Below are 21,949 nucleotides of genomic sequence, written 5' to 3'. Positions count from 1 at the left end.
CCCGCCCGCCCGGCGGCCCCGGCACCGCGCCGGGGGCGCCGGGTTTCCGCGTATCAGGGTGAATTTATCCGTGGCCTGCGCGACAGCTCGGGCGGGCGGCGTTATGAAATCGTTACAAACCTGCATATATGTGCCGGTGGCACTGGTCATAACGGTGGATAGGTGGCCCAAACCTACTCAAATCCGTGATGTTAACTGGGTGTTTCATGGGTGCCTCGCTATGGTGAGCCAGGTTGCGCGGGAGCCCGCCGCGCCGACGACGCCTGTTTCTGTTCCCTACAGCGGCCCGCGGGCGGGGTCGTACGAGGACCATTCACTCCAGTGAACGTCAGACGCACAATCTCCATCGCACTCGCCTTCGTCGGCCTGCTGGTCGGCGCCGGCTTCGCCACCGGGGCGGAGGTGATCCAGTACTTCCTCTCGCACGGCTCCGCCGGGCTCTGGGGCGCGCTGATGGCCGGTGTGATCATGTCCGTCGCCGGCGCCGTCATCCTGCAGCTGGGCAGCTACTTCCTGGCCGACCAGCACAACCGCGTCTTCCGTAACGTCGCCCACCCGGTCGTGTCGAAGTTCCTCGACATCTCCGTGATGGTCACCCTCTTCGCCTTCGGCTTCGTCATGCTCGCCGGTGCGGGCTCCAACGTGGAGCAGCAGTTCGGCATCCCGGCCTGGCTCGGCTCGGGCATCATGACCGCCCTGGTGATCTTCGTCGGCATGTTCGACGTCGACAAGGTCAGCGAGGTCATCTCCGCGATCACCCCGGCGATCATCATCGCCGTGGTCGTCGTCTTCGTCTACACCATGTTCAACCTGCCCGGCGACTTCTCCGGGCTGAGCGACGTCGCCCTGCAGCAGGACTCCCCGATCTCGCCCTGGTGGCTCTCCGCCCTGAACTACTGCGGCCTCGCCCTGATCCTGGGCGTGTCGATGTGCCTGGTCATCGGCGGCAACTACGCGTCCCCGAAGGAGGCCGGCGTCGGCGGCCTGTCCGGCGGCATCCTCTACATGGTCCTGATGCTCATGGCCGCGACCTCGCTGTACCTGAACATGGAGGCCGTCGGAGACTCCGACGTCCCGATGCTCGCGATGTTCGAGAACATGCACCCGATCGCCGGCTTCCTGATGTCGCTGGTCATCTTCGCGATGATCTTCAACACCTGCATCGGCATGTTCTACGCGCTGGGCAAGCGCATCACCGTCGGCCAGGAGGACCGCTACCGGCCGTACTACATCGTGCTCTGCCTGATCGGCTACGTGGTCAGCTTCATCGGCTTCGACTCCCTGATGAGCTCCGTCTACCCGATCATCGGCTGGCTGGGCATGGCCCTCGTCGTCGTCCTGGTCGCCTGGTGGATCAAGAACCGCAAGCGCATCTACGAGGAGATCTCCCGCCGCGAGCGCATCTACGAGCTGGCCTACAACCGCGAGCACCCCGACGAGGACTTCAGCCGCGCCGACGCGAAGGAGCTCGACGAGGCCCTCGGTGACTCCTCCGTGACGTCCGACTCCCTGCGCGAGACCATCGTCGTCGAGGTCGCCGACGACCTGCTCAACGACGAGGAGGTCGACTACGAGCCGGAGGGCAAGGTCGCCCAGCTCCTCGACGAGTCCGAGAAGTCCGATTTCTCGCTGGAGGACTCCGATAAGGCCGACGCCGAGGCCGCGGACGCCGACACCGCCACCGACGGTGCGGAGACCGGCGACGCCGGCTCGCACGTCGTCGGCAATAAGTAGCGCGGCACAACGCACGGCCGTCACCTGCGCGTGCACGGTGACGAGACGGGCGTCGGGAATCAATCAGATTCCCGGCGCCCGTTTTCGCCGCGGGGGAGGGCCCGGCGTGCCTACACTTGACGGACCTATGTGGACCAAAGTGATCAAGATCGCCCTCGCCTTCGTCGGCATCATCGTCGGCGCCGGCTTCGCCACCGGCCAGGAGACCGTGCAGTACTTCGCCTCCTTCGGCACCCTGGGAATCGTGGGGGCGGTGGTGTGCGGGCTGATCATCGCCGTCGGCGGCATGATCATCCTCCAGCTGGGTACCTTCCACCTCGCCGACGAGCACCGCCAGGTCTTCGACGTGATCACCAACCGGTGGCTGGCCCGCTTCCTCGACGCCGGGGTGATGCTGACCGTCTTCTCGCTCGGCTTCATCATGCTCGCCGGCGCCGGGGCCACCCTCAACCAGGAGCTCGGCTGGCCGACCTGGGCCGGCTCCACCGTGCTGCTGGTCATGGTGCTCGCCGTCGGCTTCCTCGACGTCGACCGCGTCTCCGCGCTGATCGGCTCGATCACCCCGTTGATGATGGCGCTGATCCTCTTCGCCTTCGGCTACGTGCTGCTCACCCAGCTGCCCGCCGACCACGCGCTGCTCGCCGAGGTCGCCGAACGCCAGGTCTCGCCGATGCCCAACTGGTGGCTCGCGGCCGTCAACAACGCGGGCATGTGCCTGATGATGGGCGTGTCCATGACCCTGGTCATCGGCGGCAACTACCTGGACCCGAAGGTCACCGGCCTGGGCGGGCTGCTCGGCGGGGTGGCCTACATGGTGCTGCTGGTGATGATCACCGTGCTGGTCTACCTCGCGCTGCCGCTGACCGAGGGCTCGGACGTGCCGACCGTGGCGCTGCTCGGCCAGATCCACCCGGCGCTCGGCGTCATCAGCGTCGTCGTGGTCTTCCTGATGATCTACAACACCGCCATCGGCATGTTCTACGCGCTGGGCCGCCGGCTCTCGCGCAACCGCCCGAACCGCTTCCCGGTCTACTTCGTCGCCGTGGTGCTCGCGGGCTTCGCCGTCAGCTTCGTCGGTTTCGCGGACCTGATCAGCGTGATGTTCCCCGTGCTCGGCTACCTCGGCCTCGTGCTGGTGGCCGTCATGGTGGTCACCTACCTGCGCCACCGAGGCGAGATCGCCGTCGAGTCGCGCCGCCGCGTGCTCATCCGCGCGCTCTTCGTGCGCCGCGGGGAGCTCAGCGCCGCCGAGACGCGGCGCATGGACGCGTTGGTGGCCGCCTCCGGCATTGACGACGCCGCGCTGCTCGACGCCGTGCGTGACGACGTCGACGGGGAGGACGGCGGCGAGGACAATGGGACCCATGACCTACCAACCGAGAAGTGACCGCTACGACGACATGCTCTACCGCCGCGTGGGCCGCTCCGGGCTGAAGCTGCCCGCGGTCTCGCTGGGCTTCTGGCACAACTTCGGCGACGACAAGCCGCTCCACCGCCAGGCCGCCATCATGCACCGCGCCTTCGACCGCGGGGTGACCCACTTCGACCTGGCCAACAACTACGGCCCGCCCAACGGCTCGGCCGAGGAGAACGTCGGGCGCATCCTCGCCCGCGACTTCGCCCGCCACCGCGACGAGCTGATCATCTCCTCGAAGGCCGGCTGGGTGATGAACGACAGCCCGTACGGCTTCGGCGGCTCGCGCAAGTACCTGATGAGCTCGCTGGACGCCTCCCTGAAGCGCCTCGGGCTCGACTACGTCGACATCTTCTACCACCACCGCCCGGACCCGGAGACCCCGCTGGAGGAGACCATGCGCGCCCTGCGCGACATCGTCGCCCAGGGCAAGGCGCTCTACGTCGGCATCTCCTCCTACGGGCCCGAGCTGACCCGCGAGGCCGTGGAGATCATGGAGCGCGAGGGCTGCCCGCTGACCATCCACCAGCCCAGCTACTCAATCCTCAACCGCTGGGTCGAGCATCCCGGCGAGGCCGGCGAGAGCCTGCTCGACGCGGCGGCCGGCTCCGGACTCGGGGTCATCGCCTTCTCGCCGCTGGCGCAGGGACTGCTCACCGACCGCTACCTCGACGGGGTGCCCGCCGGCTCGCGGGCGGCGGCCGGCAAGTCGCTCAGCTCCGAGATGCTCAGCGAGGACAACCTCGCGATGGTGCGCCGCCTCAACGAGATCGCGGAGCGGCGCGGCCAGACGCTCGCCCAGATGGCGATCGCCTGGATCCTGCGCGACCAGGGCGAGGCCACGGTGACCTCCGCTCTGGTGGGCGCGTCCTCGGTCGAGCAGCTCGACGCGAACATCGACGCGCTGGGCAACCTCGAGTTCAGCGCGGACGAGCTCGCCGAGATCGACGCCGCCGCCCACGACGCCGGCATCAACATCTGGGCCGGCGCCACGGCCTCGCGCACCCACCGCTGAGGCGGGACGCCGGGCGCGGGGCGCGGGGCACTGGGCGCGGGGCAGCGGGCGCGCGCCGTGCGCGCCCGGGCGTCACGCGCGGCGTCGGTAAGCGAACGCGGCCAGGCCGAACAGGCCGAGCGCGGCGACGAACCACCACGCCACGCCCGCGCCGCCGGACTCGGGCAGCGTGCCCTTGCGCACGTCGGCGACCTGGAGGAGCACCACGGTCGAGTCGTCCTCGTCGACCGTGCTGTCACCGACGGTTACCAGGCCCCCGCGCGCGCCCTCGGCCAGCGTGACCTCGGCCCCGGAGTCCGGGTAGGCGATCTCGAAGGCGACCGGCGCGGGCATCAGCTCGAAGCCGTGGGGCGCCCGGGTCTCGATGAGCAGGTAGCGCCGCCCCGGCTCCAGCGGGGTGTCCGTGGACAGGTAGGACTGCCCCTCCAGCGTGCGGACCCGGGTGAACGAGGCGACCAGCTCGCCCGTCTCAGCGTCGTGGATCTCGAAGGCGTGGTCCGCCTCGATGGCCAGGGCGTTGCCGTCGGTGTCCGTCTTGGCCACGGCGATGTCGACGCGGTCGGAGGGCACGTCGTCGCAGGCCCAGGCGCTCGCCTCATCGCCGTCGAAGGCGACGGTGGCCTCGTTGAACAGGCCCTGTCCTGCGCCCGCGGCCGTGGCCGTGCAGGCGGCGGTCTCCGGGTCGGTGACCCGGCCCGAGTAGTCGACGGTGACGCGGTAGCGCAGTGACCCGCCCGCCGGGATCGTCGTGCCCGCGTCCGCGAGACGGATGGCGCCGTCGCGGAGCTCGACCGGGGAGCCGTCGACGAGCACGGAGGAGATCTTCAGCCCCTCGGCGAAGACGGGGCGGTCCGTCACCTCGACCTCCTGCTCGACGTCGGCCGGGTTGGTCACGGTGACCTCGTAGGAGATCTGCCCGCGGGACGTCTGCTCCGGGTCGGTGGTCTTCTCGATCTTCGGCGCCGGCAGGTCCGGGACCTCGATCGGCGCGCAGGCGTCGGCCTCGTCCTCCATGCCCGCCGGTGCGGTCACCCTCGCCGCGTTGTAGAACCCGTGCCCGGCGGCGTCGTCACCGATCACGCACTGCAGGCGGTGGGACTGCTTGGCGCCACGCGGATCCCGCAGACGCCATTCGACGACGACGGTGTACCCGCGCGTCGCGCCCGGCTCGATCGTCACCGGCTCCTCGGTGGTGCCGGCCACGGGGAATGTCCCGTCCGCCGCGGGACGGACCTCGGTGCCGTCGACGGTGAGGCGTCCGGTCTCGACGTCGTCGGCGAAGGCGGGGGAGTCGGTCACCACGACCGGGAGGCTCGACTTGTTCGGGTTGGTGACCTCCACGCGGTAGGCGACCGTGCCCGAGCGCCCGCCGGCGGCGACGGTGGACTGCTCCGGCAGGTGGGTCTTGGTGATCTCCGGGCCCTCGACCGGTTCCATCGAGCCGCAGGCCGTGGCCTCCTTCACCGGGGCGGTGTTGCCGCCGCCGTCGCGCTCGGCCGGGCTGACGATAACCCTGTTGAACAGGCCGTTCGCTGGATCGCCGGTGCACTTGAGCTCGGCGTTGACCGTCTCGTCGAGGGCACGGTCGAAGAAGACGCGCACCCGGTAGGTCTCCGTGGCCCCCGCGGCCAGGGTCCGGTCCTCGAAGAGGACGAACTGGCCGTCCTGGTCGGGCACGCCCTTCCAGCCGACCCCGGAGGGCCCGTCGACGACCTCGATGCTCTCCGGTCGGGCCGCGCGGGTGAACTCCGGGCGGTCGACCAGCCGGTAGCCGGTGTCGAGGTCGGTGTTGTTGGTGACCTTGATGTCGTACTCCGCGAAGTCCCGGCCGGACTCCTCGTCGTGGCCGACGCCCTGGAAGAACTTCTCCAGGTCGAAGAATTCGGTGCGGGCGTACCAGAGCGGGCGGAACTTCGCGTGGAGGTAGCCGTTGTAGGAGTTGACGCGGTAGAAGCCGTTGCCGTCGCTCACCTCACCCGCGACGCCGCCCTCGGTGGTGCCGACCCGGATGACGGTGCGGGTCCAGCCGGGGGTCGGGATCGCTACGCGGAACCGGCCGACCCCGCCCTCTCTGTTGATCTTGTTCCACTGGTTGTTGACCTGGGCCTGGTTCATCGACCGGGTGATGCCCATGTCCTCGAGGTTGAGGAAGTTGATGTTGAAGGTCGAGACACCGGCGGCGGAATTCAGCCAGACGCCCAGCTTGTCGTCGGGCGAGATCATCAGCATCTGCAGCGGCCCGCCGATGCCGGGGACCTGGACGTACTTCCAGCCCGGGTCGTCGGTGTTGAGCACGCCGTCGACGAAGATCTGGAAGCCGGGCTTGCCCGTGCGGCGGTAGTTCAGGGCGAAGTCCATCCGCGCGTTGGTGCCCGAGGGGCTGTACATGCCGCCCTGCCAGGAGCCGTCGGAGCGCCCACCGCCGATGAGGAACTCGTCGGCGCGGTAGGCCGGGAACTGCGTGCCTTTGCCCTTCTCCTGCCAGGCCCACTGCACGTGGTCGCGGCTGAAGAAGTAGCCCTGCTCGTCGACCCGGTAGACCGGGCAGTCGCTGCCGCCGGCCCAACCGGTGTCGGTGAAGCCCGGGCCGCGCACGCCGCGGTCCGGCATGGTGCGCCCGCCGTATCCGGCGGCGCACCAGTTCCGGTGCCGGATCGGGTAGGTGTAGTTCTTGTCGTTGTAGGTGTTCGTACCCGGGTTCTGCTCGTGCTGCTCGCCGAAGTCCGGGTCGTTGAGCGGCCCGCGGTACGGCGTGGCGCCGTAGTTCTGCTTGGTGTCGGTGGAGCCGACGTGCTCGGTCGGCGGGATGACGGCCACCTCGGGGGTATCGGGTGCCGAGTTCACCGCGGCCGGGCGGCCGGTCGACTCGCCGGCGGCGAAGAGCTGGACCTGGCGGTCCTGCTCCTCGGGCTGCGGGTAGTCGAAGGCGTCCTTCTCGGCCTGCGGGTTGAACTGCCACGTGCCGTCCTCAGCCGCCGGCTGGCCCTCGTCGTCGACGAGCAGGTAGCTGACCTCGATGCGCTCGCCCGCGGTGGCGCCGATCGCCGCGATGTCGAGCGAGATCAGGTCGTGGCCGAGCTCGCCGTCGTCGTTGTGGAACGCCGCGGGCACGTCCCGCCCGCCGATCTTCGCCTCGGCCACCCCGAAGAGCGGCGTGGAGGCGTCGGTGCGCTCGAAGGTGAGCATGCCGGCGGCCACCGGCGTGCCCTCCGTACCGGCGAGCGTGCCGGAGATGACCCATCGGCCGTCCTCCTCGCCCGCGTCGACCGACAGCGAGGCCGGGTCGATCGGGCTGACGAGGCCCTGCACGGCGCGGGCGGCGTCGGTGAGGCCCGCCGCGTCGTCGGTCGCCGACGCCGCGTCGTCGCCGAAGGCGCCGTCGGCGGTGCCGGCGGTGCCGGCGGTGTCCGCGTCTGGTACGAGGGAGGCAGTCGATTCCCCGGCGGTGGCGGCGGGATCGGCGGTTTCCTGGCCGACGGCGGCCGAAGGAGCCATGAGCAGCATCGCCGCAGCGAGGGCGGCGGCCTTGAGGATGCCTCGACGCGGTGTCATGCGCGCGGTCCTTTCCGGTTGGGGCGGTAGGTCATCGCTGCTGGTTCCTTTCGGTACGGCGGCGGATGAGGATGAGCAGTCCGGCGAGGAACAAGAGGGCGCCGAGGACGATGACGCGCCAGGAGTCCGCGCCCGTGCGGGCGAGGTCGCTGCGGGTGCCGTCGTCCTGTGCCGGGGTCTGGGCGGGCGGGGTGGGCTGGCCCTGCGGGACGGGGATGCCCGGGCCGGGGACCGGGACCGGAACCTCCGGGGTGGGCTCCGGCGGCGTCGGGTCGATCCGCGTCGGGGACAGGGTGGGCTCCTCCGGGGTCGGCTCCGGCGGCGTCGGGACGGTCCGCGTCGGGGACAGGGAGGGGTCCTCCGGGGTAGGGGTGGGGGACTCGGGGGTCACGGTGTCCTCGGGCGGTGTGGTCGGTTCCTCCTCGAAGCGCACCCGCGTCTCGTTGGTCGGCACACCCGGGCGGGTGTCCGGCGAGAACGGCGGGTAGCCGTCGACGATGAGGTAGCCGCGGTTGCGCAGCACCTTGTCGGCCGGCACGGACTCGATGAGGACGGTGAACACCCAGTTGACCGTCACCTGAGGGTTCCCCGCGCGCAGCGCGGCGAGGCGGGCCAGCCCGGAGTCGGTCAGATCCATGCGCGCGACCTTCTGCCCGCCGGTCTCCTCGACAGTGACGGTGAAGTCTCCGGCGTCGAGGTAGGTGGAGGCCTCGCTCCAGTCCTTGGTGGCGTCGACCAGGATGACCTTGTCGGAGTCGGTCACGTGGCTGGACGCGGGATCGAGCGGGTCGTGGATGGAGACCCGGCTGATGGTGCCGTCGCGGTAGGGCGCGGGCACCGTGGCGGTGATTCCGTAGCTGAGCTGTTGGCCGGGGCGGCCGTAGTGGGTGCCGGCGGCCTTGCGGGCGGTGAGCTTCTGGTCCTTGGCGTTCACCGAGACCGAGTAGTTCCAGCCGCTCCGGGACTGCGCGTCGGTGGAGGGCACGGCCACGATGAACGGCTCGGCCACCGACCAGTTCTTCTCCGCCGCGGAGCCGGGCTGTTCGGTGACGTGGTAGAGCCCCAGGGGCAGGTCGGTGAAGACTGCTACGCCGTCCTCTCCGGTGGTGGCCTCGTACGCCTCGCCCAGGCGCCCCGATTCCGGGGCGTCGGAGATGAAGTCGGTCGCCGAGAGGCGCTCGGCCTCCCGCCAGCCGTCGGCGGTGGTCAGATCCACCCCGTCGATGCGGCGGGCCTCGAAGACGGCGCCGGCGGCGGGTTCCTTCGGCGGGGCCTCGCCGCCGCGCTGCGGATCGCCGTACTCGGTGAACGGGTCGCCGAGGGCCTTGGTGATCCGCAGCTCACCGGTGCGCGAGGCGTCGATGAGGGCCGGGTCGCCGCCGGCCGACGGTCCGGCCGCCGCCGGGGTCGGGACGAGCAGTGCGAGCAGGATCGCGGCGACGGCGACGACGGCGAAGAGTGCCGTCACCGGGCGCCACGTGCTCGGGCGGTCAGTTCTCATGCGGTGTCTCCTCCTCGGCGGAGTTCCGCTCGGCACCGGCGGCGCGCTTCCTGCGGGCCCGCCAGGCGCGGTAGGCGATGAACGCGAGCACGGCGACCACGACCACGAGCACCGCGGTCATCCACCACTGCCAGGGCCGGTGGGTCTGGGTGAACACGCCCTCGTCCTCCGGGTCCAGTGGCACGCGCTGGCCGGTGAGCAGCAGGCGGTGGGAGTTGATGCCGTAGGGGGTGCAGGTGATCAGGGTGACCTGGTCCTTGCCGGCCTCGGGGACCAGCGACTCGGTCTCCTCGGGCAGGACCACGCGGATGTCGTCGATCTGGTACTTCATGCGCTGGCCGGTGACGTCCAGGTAGAAGGAGTCCCCCTCGTGGACGTCGGTGAGGTTGTCCCACAACGTCGAGGCGGACAGCCCGGTGTGGCCGGTGAGCACGGCGTGCGTGGCCTCGCCGCCGACCGGCAGCGAGGAGCCGTAGAGGTGGCCGATGCCCTTCTGCAGGGTGTCCTCGCGGGTGCCGTGGTAGATCGGCAGGTCGGACTGGATGGACGGGATGATGACGCGCCCCATCACCTCATCCAGGGAAAGTTCTTCGAGGTAGGCGCGGTAGTCCTCGTTGTCGTCGGTGATGCGCGCGAGCCAGGGGTCCAGGATCGGGGCCCCCTGGTGCTCGGCGTTCCACCGGTGGGCGCTCTCCAACGCGGCCTGCCGTTCCTCGACGGTGGTCCGGTCGTTGATGCGCTCGGTGTATGCGTAAGCCTGGTCGGACTGCTGGACGTTGGCCACCACGGTCGCGACGACCGGGTAGAGCACCACCAGCAGCCCGGCGAGAACGAGGAGGAGGGGCACGAGCTTGCCGCCGCGGTGGCCTCGGGCACGACGGTGACGCCCGCCGTCTGCGGGCTGGTCCCCACGTGGGGTGTCGACTGCGACAGTCATCGGCGCATTCTCCGTCCTCGTCGGCCCCGGCCTGCGCGTCGCGCGGACCGGGGACTTCGTCGGTGTGTCTTAGGCGTTCTCGCGGCGCTTGGACACGTAGTAGTAGCCGCCGCCGATGACGACGAGCAGGCCGCCGGCGGCCAGGATCAGCCAGATGCCGTTGCCACCGGTCAGGGGCAGCTCGAAGCCGGCGTTGCGCTGGACGTCCTTGACGGTCACGTTGGTCAGGCCGACGGTCTCGGTGGCGCCCTTGTTGACCACGAAGTAGATCGCGTCGGCCTGCAGCTCGTGGCCCTGCGGGGCCGTGGTCTCAACCAGGCAGTAACCGGTTACCATCCTTGCCGTCGACGAAGTCGTTGACGTGCAGGCCGTTGACGCGGGCCTCACCGTTGGCCTCTGTGGTCACGCCTTTGCGGATCGGACCGCCCTCGAGATTGTCCTTCTGCTTTTCGCCGTCGGCGGCCTCGTTGCAGCGGTACACGTCGAAGACGGCGCCCTGGAGCCCCGTCTCGCCGGTGTCCTGCTTGACGATCTTGACGTTGCCGAAGTAGGACTTCGGCTTGTCCTCCGGCTCCGGCGGGTTCTCCGGCGGCTCGCCCGGAACGTCCGGGTCCTCCGGGCTGCCGTCCGGGTTCTCGATGACGGTGAAGGAGTTGTCGACCGGGCCGGTCTCGTCGCCCTCGATCTCCTTGACCTTCATCGACAGCTTGACCTGGACCTTGCGGGCGTCACCTTTGAGCGCGTCCAGCTTGGCGCGGCCGGCCTCGGTGAAGATCACGTAGAGCCGCCCGGTCTCGTTCTGGACGGCGACGGTGTAGTCGGTGCCCTGGGTGAACGGCTGACCGCCGGCGGTCACGGAGGTGACGGATTCGGCGTTCGCCTCGAGGCGGTTGGCGTCGAAGAGGTCGACGATCTGGAAGCGGCCGAACTTCTGGTAGTCCGGCAGTGTGGTGGTCAGCGTGTAGTCGACGTCGTCGCCGGCGTTCTTGTTGGCGTCGACGACCGTCTTGGTCATCTCGGTCTCGAAGGGCTGGTTCTTCGGATAGATGTGGATGTTGTACATCCACGCGTTGCGGTCCTGCGGGTTGGTCATCGGCACGGTGACGAAGAACGGGGTGGAGCGGTTGTGGCCCTCCGGCGCGACGGTCTCCGTGACGCGGTACAGGCCCAGCGGCAGGTTCTCGAACGTGGCCTGACCGTTCTCACCGGTGGTCAGCTCGACGCCCGTCTCGACTTTAAGGGTGGGATCGTTGACCGCGTCGGTGCCGCCCTTGGCCAGCCTCTCGGCGGCGAGCCAGCCCTCGGCGGTGGTCAGGTCGATGTCGCTGACACGCTCGACCTTGAACACGGCGCCCGCGAGGTCGGTGCCCGGGACGCCCCCGTCTTCTCGAGGCCGTCGTTGGCGACGCCGGTGGTGTCGCTGGACTTCTTGTGGATGGTCAGGCTACCGGTCCTGGTCGAGTCCACGGTGGCCGCGGCTGCGGCGGCGTCCTGGGTGCCCTCGGTCTGGGCCAGGACCGGGGTGGCGGCCATGCCGGCACCACTGACGACGAAGGCCGACGCGACGGCGGCGACCAGCGTCTTCTTGAATACGTTCATGTTCTTCCTCATCCTTCGGGGGACGCACGTGCACGTCGGGGTAGGGGTCCGTCTGGGTTTCGTGTGCGGGGGCGCGCCCGGCCGAGACCGCTGATTCTCGGGGGATGTCCGTGCGTCGGGCCGTCCCGCAGGTTCGCCTGTGTGTCCGTGAATGGTGCTTGAGTGCCACCGGAGATGTCTGCGCTGCAGACATAACCGCCGACGCATCGACCCTAAGGAAGATCAAAGGGTGCGGCAAGATTTCGTTAAGTAAAAAATATGCCGCAGCACAGTAAAAGTGCCGCGGCGGTGCAAAAATATCGCCCTACGCAAGCTAAGCGCTTTCAGAAAAAAGAATAAGCAGCGAATATATAAAAAATGAATATGTTTAACAGGTGGTCGGATGAGGTGCTGTGATGTGTATCCTATGCCCCGAGAGGGGTGGGCCAATAGTTTGAAAATGTGGGGAGAGGTCTTGCCGCACTGAAAGATGTTCAATAAAGTGTGCGGGTTGACCATATCACGGCCAACTTGGTATATGCTGTCCGTCCTCCGTGGCCGCCGCACGAGGCGGCGGCCGTCACATGGTGACCAGGCGCCAGACCAGGTAGACGAGGATGACGCCGAAGACGCCGTTGAGCACCCGCCACACCTTCGGGCTGGACAGCGGCCTGGAGAGCAGCCCGGCGCCGTAGCCGACGCCGATGTACCACACCGCGGAGGCACCGAGGCAGCCGGTGATGAACCACCATGCGCCCGGGTCGCCGTACTGCTGCGCGATGCCACCGATCATCACGAGACTGTCCAGGTAGGCACCCGGGTTGAGCCAGGTCAGCGCGATCGCGGCGAGCATCGGCTTGAACCAGGTCGGACGGTTCTTGCCCGTGCGGAGCGCTCCGTCCTGCGCACCGCCGTCGTGCGGGGTGCGCGGGGCGGTGCCGCGCTCGCGGGTGTCCACCGCCGTCGAGCCGGTCCAGTTGCCGTCGGCCGTGCCGCCGCTTGCCGACGTCGCGCCGCTCGCCGTCGCCTGCGCACTCGCCGTCGCACCCGTCGCCGTGTCCGCGGCCCGGGCGGCCTCGGCGGTCTGCGGCTCGGCCTCCTCGATCACCGAGAGGGGCTGTTCGCGCTCCTTCTTCGGGCGCAGGCAGTCGCGGAAGGAGGCGAAGGCGAACCAGGCCAGGTAGACCGCGCCCACCCAGCGCAGCACGTCGAGCGCGGCGGGGAAGGTCTCGGTCAGCTTGCCCACGCCGAGCACTCCGGCGATGAAGAGGATGACGTCGGAGAGCAGGCAGACCGTCACGACGGCCGTGATGCCCTCGCGTCGGATGCCCTGCTTGATCAGCAGGATGTTCTGCGGGCCCATCGCGACGATCAGAGAGATGCCCAGCAGGAAGCCGGCGAGGACGACGGAAATCACGGACGTGGTCATGGCCCAGAGTGTGCCGCCGGGGCGCATTGAAGTCCAGGTAAGCGTTGTGAAGCTGATGAAGAACTGCTTAACCGCGGATTCCGGGCCCGTGCCTTCCCGCTGGCCCGGCGGCCGCGACCTCCGCTGCTGCGCCAGGGGACTATGTCAGAGCTCACATCCGCGGATGCATTAGGCTGGCGCGGGTGAACCCGACGCACCTGGAGACCCTGCTCGCCCTCGTCGAGGAGGGCAGCTTCGAGGCCGCCGCCGCGGCGCTCGGCGTGTCCCCCTCGGCGGTCAGCCAGCGGGTCAAGGCCATGGAGCGCGACGCGGGGCGTGTGCTCGTGCGCCGCACCAGCCCGGTCGGGGTGACCGACGCCGGCGAGGTGCTCGTCCAGGCCGCCCGCCGCATGGCCCTGCTGCAGGCGGAGGCCGAGTCGCAGCTGAGCGGCCGGCTCGAGCGCGTGCCGCTGTCGGTGGCCGTCAACGCCGACTCGCTGGCCACCTGGTTCCGTCCCGTCTTCGCGGCCGCGGCCGCCTGGGGTGACGTCGCCCTGCGCCTGCGTGTCGAGGACGAGGCGCACACCCTCGCGCTGCTGCGTCGCGGCGACGTGATCGGCGCCGTGACCCGCGAGCCGCGTGCCGTCTCCGGCTGCGAGGTCGTGGGCCTCGGGGTGATGCGCTACCGCGCGGTGGCCACCCCGGAGCTGCGGGCGCGGTACTCGACCCACGAGGGCATGGACTGGGCGCACATGCCGGCGCTGCGTTTCGGGCCCACCGACGCGCTCCAGGACGACGACTTGACCGGCCGGCTCGGCCGGCGCGTGCCGCGGCGGCGCCGGATCAGCCACGTGCCCAGCTCGGAGGCCTTCGTCGAGGCCGCCCGGGCCGGGCTCGGCTGGGCGCTGCTCGCGGAGCCGCAGGCGCGCCCGCTGCTGCTCGCGCGCGAGCTGGTCGCCCTCGACGACCAGGTCCTCGAGGTGCCGCTGTACTGGCAGTGCTGGCGCCTCGAGTCCCGCGTGCTCGGCCAGCTGACCGACGCCGTGGTCGCCGCGGCGGCCGAGATAAACTGAGTGGCCCGCGGACCCCTAAGCGGACAAGTCCGGGTTCTTGACTTCCTCGCCCGCGGGCACCGGCCCGGGCAGGGTCACGCCCTCGGCGAAGGGGGTGCCGGGCAGCTCCTCGCGTCCGTGCGGGGTGTTCAGGCCGGTCATGTCCGGGCCCAGCGGCACCACACCGGTGGGGTTGACGTCGGTGTGCACCGCGTAATAGTGCTGCTTGATCTCGAGGATGTCGGTGGTGTCGCCGAATCCGGGGGTCTGCCACAGGTCGCGCAGGTAGCCCCACAGCGCGGGCATCTCGGTGATCTTGTTGCGCGAGGCCTTGAAGTGACCGTGGTAGACGGGGTCGAAGCGCACCAGGGTGGGGTAGAGGTAGATGTCCGCGAGCGTGATGTGCCCGCCGACCAGGTAGCGGCTCTCGCTCAACCTTTCCTCGAGCCAGTCGAGTGCGGTCCACAGCCGGTGGTAGGCGGACTCGTAGGCCTCCTGAGAGCCGGCGAAGCCGCAGCGGTAGACGCCGTTGTTGACCTCGGTGTAGACCCGCTTGGAAACCGCGTCGATCTCCTCGCGCAGTTCGGCGGGGTAGAGGTCCGGCGCGCCCTCGCGCGCCAGCCCGCGCCACTGGTCGTTGAAGTCGACGGGGATGGTGGGGAAGTCGTTGGTGACCACCTTGCCGCTGGCGACCTCGACGAGCGCGGGCACGGTGATCCCGCGCGGGTACTCGGGGAAGCGCGCGAGGTAGGCGTCCTGCAGGCGCGGGATGCGCAGCACGGGATCCACCCCCTCGGGGTCCAGGTCGAAGCGCCAGGAGCGCTTGTCGTGGGTGGGGCCGGCCAGGCCCAGCGAGATCGCGTCCTCGAGGCCCAGCAGGCGGCGGGTGATGATGGTGCGGTGCGCCCACGGGCAGGCCCGCGCGCCGATGAGCCGGTAGCGGCCGGCCTCGACGGGCCAGTCGAAGGCGCCGTCCTCGCGGGGGCGCGGCGCGGAGCCCGGCGCCAGTTCGGCGGTCAGGCGGTCGGTGATGTAGGTCGTGTCGCGGACGAACTCGCCGTCCGGCGAGGCGTTCTTCGCGTCGCCGGCCCAGTCCTCCTCGTGTGCCACGGTGCAGACTCCCTTCTAGGTGATATGTCAACAAAGATAGCTTGACGACGTCGCGCCTGCAAGGGGTTTGCGTGGATTCGAACGGTCGTGCGGGTGGTGGCGCCGCGCGTCGCGCGGCGTTGTTAACGTCTCATTCACCATGAAGAAGTTCCTCATCGCGCTCTCGGCGGTCTTCGTCCTCGCCCTGGCCATCGCCGCGAAGGACGCCCCGCCCCCGGGTGCCGAGCGCGAGGTGCAGACCACCGCCGTGAAGGCCCCTGCCACGCAGCCGACGGCGACGGAGACGGAGACGCCGGCGGGGGAGACGTCGGAAAGCGGGGTCGCGCCGGGCGCGACGCAGCCGCCGACGCCGCTTCCCGGGACGTCGGCGAGCGAGGTGGCCGACGACGGCGCCTTCGCGCTGCTCGCCGGCCTCGAGGTCAAGGGCAAGGCGCCGCGCACCGGCTACGAGCGCGAGGCGTTCGGGCAGCGGTGGAGCGACGACGTCACCGTCGAGTTCGGCCACAACGGCTGCGACACGCGCAACGACATCCTGCGCCGCGACCTGCGCGAGCTCGAGGTGCGCCCGGGCACGCACGGGTGCGTGGCGCAGACGGGGTTCCTCGACGAGCCCTACACGGGGCAGGTGCGCCGCTTCGACCGCGGCACCGACGAGGCCTCGCGCATCCACATCGACCACGTGGTCGCGCTGGCCAACGCGTGGGAGACCGGCGCGCAGTTCTGGGACGGGGACACCCGGCGCAACTTCGCCAACGACCCGCGCAACCTGCTGGCCGTCGACGGCCCGGCCAACCAGTCGAAGGGCGCCGGCGACGCCGCGACCTGGCAGCCGCCGAACAAGGCCTTCCGCTGCGACTACGCCAGCCGCCAGGTCGAGGTGAAGGCCGCCTACGGGCTGTGGGTCACCCCGGCGGAGAAGGCCGCCCTCGAGCGCGAACTCGGGCGCTGCCCCTCCCGCGCGGCAGCCCCGTGAGAAGGTCTTCACCGCCTAATCTGTGGGACATGAGCGAGAAAAACGACCGGGCCGGATCCCAGCCGCTCGACGACGACTTCGACGACCTGGACCTGCCCACCTACGACCCCGACAAAGACGCCAAGACCTCCCGCCCCGTCCGCGGCGGCTCGACTGCCGCCTCGTCTCGCCTGAGCCGGCGCGACGCCGACACGGCGGACGAGGCCGACAAGGGCACGGACGCCCGCAAGGGCGACGAGGCCGGGTCCTCCCGCCCGCGGCGCCGCCCGCGCCGGACGGACCCCTACGCCCGCACCGGCCGCGCCGCGCCGCAGTCCATCCCGCCGCGTGACCCGGAGCCGGAGAAGCGCGCGGCCGCCGAGCCCGCCGCCGACTCCGCCGAGACCGAGTTCCTCGACCGGCCGGCCGCCGGTGCCGGTGCCGCCGGTGCCGCCGCAGGTGCCGCGGGCGCCAAGGGGTCGGGCGCGAAGAGCGGATCCACGCGCGCCAAGCGGACGGACCGATCCGAGCCGCTGGCCTCCGACGCGCCGACGAGCACCCGCGACGAGCGCCGCGGCCTGCGTGGCCTGCGCGACCGCCGCGACGCGGAGGAGGCCCCGGAGACGACGGTGATGCCGGCCGGCGACTCCACCGAGCCCCTCGACATCGGCCCGACCGCCGCCGGCGCGGGTGCCGGAGCGGCCGGTGCGGGTGCCGGTGCCGGCGCCGCGACCGTCGCCGACGAGCGCGCGCTGGACGACGAGGAGGTCACCGCCCCCGGGGACCTCGGCGGACTCGAGGAGGAGCCGCTGGACGCCACGCGCCGCGGCACCACCGACTTCGGTCTGTTCCTGCTGCGCCTGTTCGTCTCGGCGTTTCTGATCCTGCACTCGGTGACCGTCTTCTTCCGCCTCGACGGCGGCGACGGGCTGGCCGGCCTGGAGGCCGACTTCGCCAACTACGCCTGGTCGGGCGCGCTGTCGGTGGCCGTGCCGGCCGCCGAGCTCGCCGCCGGCGTCTTCCTGCTGCTCGGCCTGATCACCCCGCTGTTCGCGGCGGTGGGCGTCGTGGCCGTCGGCTTCGCCGCCCTGCACGAGATCTTCAATTCCGGCGTCGGCCTCGACGTGTTCAACTGGCCGGCCGAGGTCTGGCTGCCGCTGGTGCTCGGCGGGGCGCTGATCGCCCTGCAGTTCACCGGTCCCGGCACCTGGTCGGTCGACCGCCCGCGCGGCTGGGCCCGTCGCCCGCTGGCCAGCTCGTGGATCTTCATCGTCGTCGCCGTCGTGGCGCTCGGCGCCCTGTGGTGGTTCGGCGCGGGGGTCAACCCGTTCTGATCCGGCGCCTCGTCTGATCCGGTACGTCGAGACGCTCCGGCCGCCGGGCCCCGCGCCCGCGGCGAAGTGAAAGACGCCGGCCCGTTTCGGGCCGGCGTCTTCGTGTGTCCGGGTGCGCCTCCGGGGCGCCTGGGTGGCCGGGATGGCGGGTCAGCGGGCGGCCGTGGCGCCCGAGGCCCCTGTGGTGTCCGGGGCGTCGGCTGCCGCGGCCGGGGCGTCGGTGTGCGTGTCCGCCGGGTCTCGGACCAGGTGGACGGTGAGCACGGCCAGGAAGGCGAGGGCCAGCCAGACCGAGTCGCTGACGAGGATGCGGGCGAGAAGGCTCAGCTCGGTGAAGTCGATGCCGTCGCCGTAGGCCCACTTGAGCGGCCTGGTCAGCAGCAGCAGCGCCCACAGGCCCACCACGGCGGCCACGCCGCGGGCCGGCCGGGCCGTCGAGAGCACCCGGTAGGCGGCCACGGGGAAGAGCAGGCCGAGCCAGACCCAGTGGTGCGACCAGCTGATCGGGGAGATCAGCAGCATCACCAGTGCGTTGACCAGCCAGGCGTCGGTGTCCCAGCCGCGTGCGATCAGCCGGTGCATCAGCCAGGCGCCCCAGGCGATGACCGCCAGGGAGAGCACCAGCCAGAGGACGTTGACCAGCGTGTCGTTGGCGGTGAGCCACTCGCGCGTCGGCGCGAAGCGCATGATCATCGCCTTGATCGAGCTGTTGGAGGTGTAGGTCGGGTCCACGCCGATCTCGCCGCCGCCGCCCATGCCGAGCAGGATGTCGCCGAAGAACTCCCTGGTCTGGTCCCAGCGCACCACCGCACCGAGCGCGGTGGCGACCAGCGCGGAGACCGCGGCCGTCAGGATCGGCCGGATCTGGCGTTTGACCAGGAAGTACAGCAGCATCGCCGCCGGCGAGAGCTTGATGGCCACCGCCAGGCCGATCAGCCAACCCTGCGGCAGGTACCGCTTGCGCGGCACCAGGTCGAGGACGACCAGCGCCATGATGACGACGTTGATCTGTGCGAACTCCCCGTTGAGCACCAGCGGCTCGAGCACCATCACCGCGGGCCAGGAGACAGCCGTCAGCGGCAGCACCCAGTCGCGCTCGCGCACCACGGCGCGCAGCACGAGGTGGAGGCACAGCAGGACCAGCAGCCCGGAGAGGACGACCATCAGGTCGCCGGCGGCGCGGTGGCTGAGCCAGCCCGGCGCGAAGGGGGAGAGGGCCAGCGCCCCGAAGGGCGGGTAGATGAACGGCAGCTTGATGCCGTCGACGTCCATCATCTGCGAGTAGAGCTCGCCGCCGGAGAGGAAGGCGCGCACGCCCTCCCGGTAGACGGCCATGTCCAGCGCGTAGTCGAGGACGCGGGTGTCCTCCGGGTAGGCGAAGGCCCGGACGCGTTGGGCGGTGACCGCCAGCCCGGTCGCCATTCCGATGAGGATGACGAGGCGGCGCAGGACGGCCACGGGTGCCGGGTGGGCGGGCGGGGCCGTGCCGGCGCCCGGCGTATCGGGGGCGTCCGGCGCGGTGCGGGAATCCGTGGTGCTCGAGTTGTCCGGCATGGGTAGATAGATTACCGCCCGCGGGTCTGCGCCCGCCGACCGGCGCGCGTGGGCGCACCCGCCGCCCGCGCGCGGGGCGGCGACGGGGCCGTCCCCCGGGGGAGTGACGGGAGCCGGTTAGCTCTCGTCGGGCAGCCGGCGCACCGCACCCTTGTCGGCCGAGGTGGCCATCGCGGCGTAGGCGCGCAGCGCGCGGGAGACCTTGCGCGGGCGGTCGACCGGGGTCCACGGCTTCTCACGGGCCTCCATGGCGGCGCGCCGCTTCGCGATCTCCGCGTCGTCGAGGTCCAGGTTGATCTCGCGGCCGTGGACGTCGATGGAGATCGGGTCGCCGTTCTCGATCAGGCCGATCAGACCGCCGTGGGCGGCCTCCGGGGACATGTGGCCCACGGACAGGCCCGAGGAACCGCCGGAGAAGCGGCCGTCGGTGATCAGCGCGCACTTCTTGGCCAGCCCGGAGCCCTTCAGGAAGGACGTCGGGTGCAGCATCTCCTGCATGCCCGGCCCGCCGGAGGGCCCCTCGTAGCGGATGACCAGGACCTCGCCGGGGACGATGTCGCGGTTGAGGATGCCGGAGACCGCCTCCTCCTGGGACTCGAAGACGTGCGCGGGGCCGGTGAACTTCCACAGCGACTGGTCGACGCCGGCGGACTTGATCACCGCGCCGTCGGGGGCGAGGTTGCCGCGCAGGATGACCAGGCCGCCGTCGGCGGTGTAGGCGTGCTCGACGTCGTGGATGCAGCCGTCGACCGGGTCGACGTCCAGCTCGTCCCAGCGGTTGTCCTGGGAGAACGGCTCGGTGGTGCGCACCCCGCCCGGGGCGGCGTGGTAGAGCTCGACGGCCTCGTCGATGGCCTTGCCGCCGCGAATGTCCCAGTCGTCCAGCCACTCGTCGAGGCTCGGGTAGGCCACGGTGTGGACGTCCTCGTGGAGCTTTCCGGCGCGGCGCAGCTCGCCGAGGATGGCGGGGATGCCGCCGGCGCGGTGGACGTCCTCCATGTGGTAGTTCGAGTTCGGCGCGACCTTGGACAGGCACGGGATGTCGTAGGACAGCGCGTCGATGTCGGACAGGTCGAAGTCGACCTCCCCCTCCTGGGCGGCGGCCAGGATGTGCAGGACCGTGTTGGTCGAGCCGCCCATCGCCATGTCCAGCGACATGGCGTTCTGGAAGGCGTGCTTGGTGGCGATGGAGCGCGGCAGGACGGACTCGTCCTCCCGGCCGTAGTAGCGGTCGCACAGCTCGACGACGCGGCGGCCGGCCTCCTCGAAGAGGCGGCGGCGCGCGGCGTGGGTGGCCAGCGTGGAGCCGTTGCCCGGCAGCGACAGGCCGAGCGCCTCGGTCAGGCAGTTCATCGAGTTGGCGGTGAACATGCCGGAGCACGACCCGCAGGTGGGGCAGGCGAAGTTCTCCACCTGGGCCAGGCCCTCGTCGGAGACCTGGTCGCTGGCGGAGGCGGACATCGCGGTGATCAGGTCGGTCGGGGCGTGGGCCACGCCGTCGACGACGACGGCCTTGCCGGCCTCCATCGGGCCGCCGGAGACGAAGACGGCGGGGATGTTCAGCCGCATGGCGGCGTTGAGCATGCCCGGGGTGATCTTGTCGCAGTTGGAGATGCACACCATCGCGTCGGCGGTGTGGGCGTTGACCATGTACTCGACCGAGTCGGCGATGATCTCGCGGCTGGGCAGCGAGTAGAGCATGCCGCCGTGGCCCATGGCGATGCCGTCGTCGACGGCGATGGTGTTGAACTCCTTGGGCACGCCGCCGGCGGCGCGCACGGCGTCGGCGACGATCTCGCCGACGTTCTTCAGGTGGACGTGGCCGGGCACGAACTGGGTGTAGGAGTTGACGATCGCGACGATCGGCTTGCCGAACTCGTGCTCGCCGGTGCCGGTGGCGCGCCACAGGGCGCGGGCGCCGGCCGCCGAGCGGCCGACCGTGGTGACTTTGGAACGCAGGGGAAACACTTCAGGGCTCCTGACTGGGGCGGGAGAGGATATGGGTGGGTGTCGGGCGGGCGTGGCGTGCGCCGCGCGCGGGGTGCGCGGGCGACGGGTCGCGTCGGGAGGAGACGCGCGGTGCGCGGGGCACACCGGGCGTCCGGGGTCGGGGACAGCCTGCGGGGGCTAGCCGCGGGCCTCGGGCCGGTCGGCCTCGGCGGGGGCGCGGTGGCCCTCGCCGGGGCGGCCGGCCTCGCCTAGGTCCCCGGCGGCCCGGGAGGACCCGGATACCCGGGTGCTCCCGGAGCCGTGGGCGATCTCGGTGCCCTCGGACTCCTGGGCGTCGCCGGCGGCGGCCGAGGCCATGGGGCGTACCCGGCCGGCGTCGACGAGCGCGGCGAACTCCTCGCGGGTGACCAGGCGCTGGGTGCCGTCGGCGCGGGTGATGGTGACCATGTCGTCCACGGCCTCGCGCGCGGCGCTCAGCGCGTCGGTAATTCGTCCGCCCGACGCCTCGGCGAGGGCGGGGATCGAGTTGAAGGTGACCGCGGGCAGGACGAACTCGGAGCCGTCCTCGAGGCGGGCGACGGCGCGCGGGCCGGTGAAGCCGACGCCGGCCAGCTCGTCCCAGGAGGCCGAGCGGGCGGCGCGGAAGGCGTAGCGGGCGGTGATCCCCTCGGCGCCGACGCGGGTGCGGGCGCGCAGGATCCACCACAGGTACGCGGCGGGGAAGATGAGTGTCCAGCCGAGCGCCAGCGGCGCCGACCCGATCGGGATGAGCATGATCACGGTCATGATCGCGCCGACGAGCAGGTGCGTGCGCTCGGGACGGAAGTCGACGGGGCGCTCGGCTGCGGAAGTCATGAC

At 70.8% G+C, this 21,949-nt stretch carries 17 protein-coding genes; 6 read left to right on the top strand and 11 right to left on the bottom strand.

Features of this window, described 5'->3' with window-relative positions; genetic code table 11:
• The first annotated feature begins 321 nt into the window (after positions 1-321).
• From CFRA_RS06600 to mgrA, 3 genes are all read left to right on the top strand, one after another.
• Positions 322-1,734: a YkvI family membrane protein gene (locus CFRA_RS06600; protein WP_075663974.1), complete on the top strand. Its 1,413-nt coding sequence runs from the start codon at positions 322-324 to the stop codon at positions 1,732-1,734.
• A 127-nt stretch (positions 1,735-1,861) separates the two neighbouring features.
• On the top strand, positions 1,862-3,121 hold the full coding sequence (locus CFRA_RS06595; protein WP_075663973.1) for a YkvI family membrane protein: 1,260 nt from the start codon (positions 1,862-1,864) through the stop codon (positions 3,119-3,121).
• On the top strand, positions 3,090-4,163 hold the full coding sequence (mgrA, locus tag CFRA_RS06590) for an L-glyceraldehyde 3-phosphate reductase (RefSeq protein WP_075663972.1): 1,074 nt from the start codon (positions 3,090-3,092) through the stop codon (positions 4,161-4,163). Before CFRA_RS06595 ends, mgrA begins: the two co-directional genes overlap by 32 nt.
• 72 nt (positions 4,164-4,235) lie before the next feature.
• Here the strand turns inward: mgrA and CFRA_RS06585 are convergent, their stop codons facing one another.
• The 7 genes from CFRA_RS06585 to CFRA_RS06555 all read right to left on the bottom strand — a co-directional run bounded on the left by CFRA_RS06585 (position 4,236) and on the right by CFRA_RS06555 (position 13,160).
• Entirely contained in the window at positions 4,236-7,715 is a 3,480-nt protein-coding gene (locus CFRA_RS06585) for a hypothetical protein (protein ID WP_075663971.1), read from the bottom strand.
• A 31-nt stretch (positions 7,716-7,746) separates the two neighbouring features.
• A complete protein-coding gene (locus CFRA_RS06580; protein ID WP_156887981.1) occupies positions 7,747-9,216 on the bottom strand; it encodes a SpaH/EbpB family LPXTG-anchored major pilin in 1,470 nt (489 codons plus the stop codon).
• On the bottom strand, positions 9,206-10,153 hold the full coding sequence (locus CFRA_RS06575; RefSeq protein WP_075663969.1) for a class C sortase: 948 nt from the start codon (positions 10,151-10,153) through the stop codon (positions 9,206-9,208). Before CFRA_RS06575 ends, CFRA_RS06580 begins: the two co-directional genes overlap by 11 nt.
• A gap of 69 nt (positions 10,154-10,222) precedes the next feature.
• A complete protein-coding gene (locus CFRA_RS06570; RefSeq protein ID WP_075663968.1) occupies positions 10,223-10,489 on the bottom strand; it encodes an LPXTG cell wall anchor domain-containing protein in 267 nt (88 codons plus the stop codon).
• Positions 10,464-11,501 (bottom strand): SpaH/EbpB family LPXTG-anchored major pilin, encoded by a 1,038-nt coding sequence (locus CFRA_RS06565; protein WP_075663967.1) that lies wholly within the window; start codon positions 11,499-11,501, stop codon positions 10,464-10,466. Before CFRA_RS06565 ends, CFRA_RS06570 begins: the two co-directional genes overlap by 26 nt.
• A complete protein-coding gene (locus CFRA_RS11605) occupies positions 11,465-11,752 on the bottom strand; it encodes a hypothetical protein (RefSeq protein ID WP_156887980.1) in 288 nt (95 codons plus the stop codon). Before CFRA_RS11605 ends, CFRA_RS06565 begins: the two co-directional genes overlap by 37 nt.
• A 559-nt stretch (positions 11,753-12,311) precedes the next feature.
• Positions 12,312-13,160 carry a LysE/ArgO family amino acid transporter gene (locus CFRA_RS06555; protein WP_156887979.1) on the bottom strand — a complete coding sequence of 283 codons (849 nt, stop codon included), beginning with the start codon at positions 13,158-13,160 and terminating at the stop codon, positions 12,312-12,314.
• Between the two features lie 182 nt (positions 13,161-13,342).
• On the opposite strand from CFRA_RS06555, the gene CFRA_RS06550 reads away from it, so the two are divergent.
• Positions 13,343-14,212, top strand: a complete 870-nt coding sequence (locus tag CFRA_RS06550) for a LysR family transcriptional regulator ArgP (RefSeq protein ID WP_075663965.1) — start codon at positions 13,343-13,345, stop codon at positions 14,210-14,212.
• Between the two features lie 15 nt (positions 14,213-14,227).
• Here CFRA_RS06550 and CFRA_RS06545 read toward each other — a convergent pair whose 3' ends face one another.
• Positions 14,228-15,301 carry a glutathione S-transferase family protein gene (locus tag CFRA_RS06545; RefSeq protein WP_075663964.1) on the bottom strand — a complete coding sequence of 358 codons (1,074 nt, stop codon included), beginning with the start codon at positions 15,299-15,301 and terminating at the stop codon, positions 14,228-14,230.
• A 139-nt stretch (positions 15,302-15,440) separates the two neighbouring features.
• Here CFRA_RS06545 and CFRA_RS06540 point away from each other — a divergent pair, with 139 nt between their 5' ends.
• On the top strand, positions 15,441-16,274 hold the full coding sequence (locus tag CFRA_RS06540; protein WP_075663963.1) for an HNH endonuclease family protein: 834 nt from the start codon (positions 15,441-15,443) through the stop codon (positions 16,272-16,274).
• 29 nt (positions 16,275-16,303) lie between these two features.
• Positions 16,304-17,587 (top strand): DoxX family protein, encoded by a 1,284-nt coding sequence (locus CFRA_RS11870; RefSeq protein WP_075663962.1) that lies wholly within the window; start codon positions 16,304-16,306, stop codon positions 17,585-17,587.
• Positions 17,588-17,737: 150 nt separating this feature from the next.
• Here CFRA_RS11870 and CFRA_RS06530 read toward each other — a convergent pair whose 3' ends face one another.
• The 3 genes from CFRA_RS06530 to CFRA_RS06520 form a co-directional block, all read right to left on the bottom strand.
• Positions 17,738-19,141, bottom strand: coding sequence for a glycosyltransferase family 87 protein (locus tag CFRA_RS06530; RefSeq protein WP_075663961.1), 1,404 nt, complete (start codon positions 19,139-19,141; stop codon positions 17,738-17,740).
• A gap of 117 nt (positions 19,142-19,258) precedes the next feature.
• Complete coding sequence (gene ilvD, locus CFRA_RS06525) at positions 19,259-21,109, bottom strand: dihydroxy-acid dehydratase (protein WP_075663960.1); 1,851 nt, start codon at positions 21,107-21,109, stop codon at positions 19,259-19,261.
• Positions 21,110-21,268: 159 nt separating this feature from the next.
• On the bottom strand, positions 21,269-21,946 hold the full coding sequence (locus CFRA_RS06520; RefSeq protein WP_075663959.1) for a PH domain-containing protein: 678 nt from the start codon (positions 21,944-21,946) through the stop codon (positions 21,269-21,271).
• Positions 21,947-21,949: the final 3 nt, after the last annotated feature.

This window comes from Corynebacterium frankenforstense DSM 45800 (assembly GCF_001941485.1).
Taxonomy (GTDB): Bacteria; Actinomycetota; Actinomycetes; order Mycobacteriales; family Mycobacteriaceae; genus Corynebacterium; species Corynebacterium frankenforstense.
The sequence above is the reverse complement of the archived record's forward strand: the minus strand, read 5'-3'. Positions and strand labels throughout refer to the sequence as shown.

Excerpts from the sequence above, each read along its gene's own strand:
- mgrA (WP_075663972.1), top strand. The coding sequence starts at position 3,090 with ATGGGACCCATGACCTACCAACCGAGAAGTGACCGCTACGACGACATG.
- CFRA_RS06570 (WP_075663968.1), bottom strand. The coding sequence starts at position 10,489 with ATGGTAACCGGTTACTGCCTGGTTGAGACCACGGCCCCGCAGGGCCAC.
- CFRA_RS06540 (WP_075663963.1), top strand. The coding sequence starts at position 15,441 with ATGAAGAAGTTCCTCATCGCGCTCTCGGCGGTCTTCGTCCTCGCCCTG.
- CFRA_RS11605 (WP_156887980.1), bottom strand. The coding sequence starts at position 11,752 with ATGAACGTATTCAAGAAGACGCTGGTCGCCGCCGTCGCGTCGGCCTTC.
- CFRA_RS06595 (WP_075663973.1), top strand. The coding sequence starts at position 1,862 with ATGTGGACCAAAGTGATCAAGATCGCCCTCGCCTTCGTCGGCATCATC.
- CFRA_RS11870 (WP_075663962.1), top strand. The coding sequence starts at position 16,304 with ATGAGCGAGAAAAACGACCGGGCCGGATCCCAGCCGCTCGACGACGAC.
- CFRA_RS06520 (WP_075663959.1), bottom strand. The coding sequence starts at position 21,946 with ATGACTTCCGCAGCCGAGCGCCCCGTCGACTTCCGTCCCGAGCGCACG.
- CFRA_RS06585 (WP_075663971.1), bottom strand. The coding sequence starts at position 7,715 with ATGACACCGCGTCGAGGCATCCTCAAGGCCGCCGCCCTCGCTGCGGCG.
- CFRA_RS06580 (WP_156887981.1), bottom strand. The coding sequence starts at position 9,216 with ATGAGAACTGACCGCCCGAGCACGTGGCGCCCGGTGACGGCACTCTTC.
- CFRA_RS06530 (WP_075663961.1), bottom strand. The coding sequence starts at position 19,141 with ATGCCGGACAACTCGAGCACCACGGATTCCCGCACCGCGCCGGACGCC.
- CFRA_RS06575 (WP_075663969.1), bottom strand. The coding sequence starts at position 10,153 with ATGACTGTCGCAGTCGACACCCCACGTGGGGACCAGCCCGCAGACGGC.
- CFRA_RS06555 (WP_156887979.1), bottom strand. The coding sequence starts at position 13,160 with ATGACCACGTCCGTGATTTCCGTCGTCCTCGCCGGCTTCCTGCTGGGC.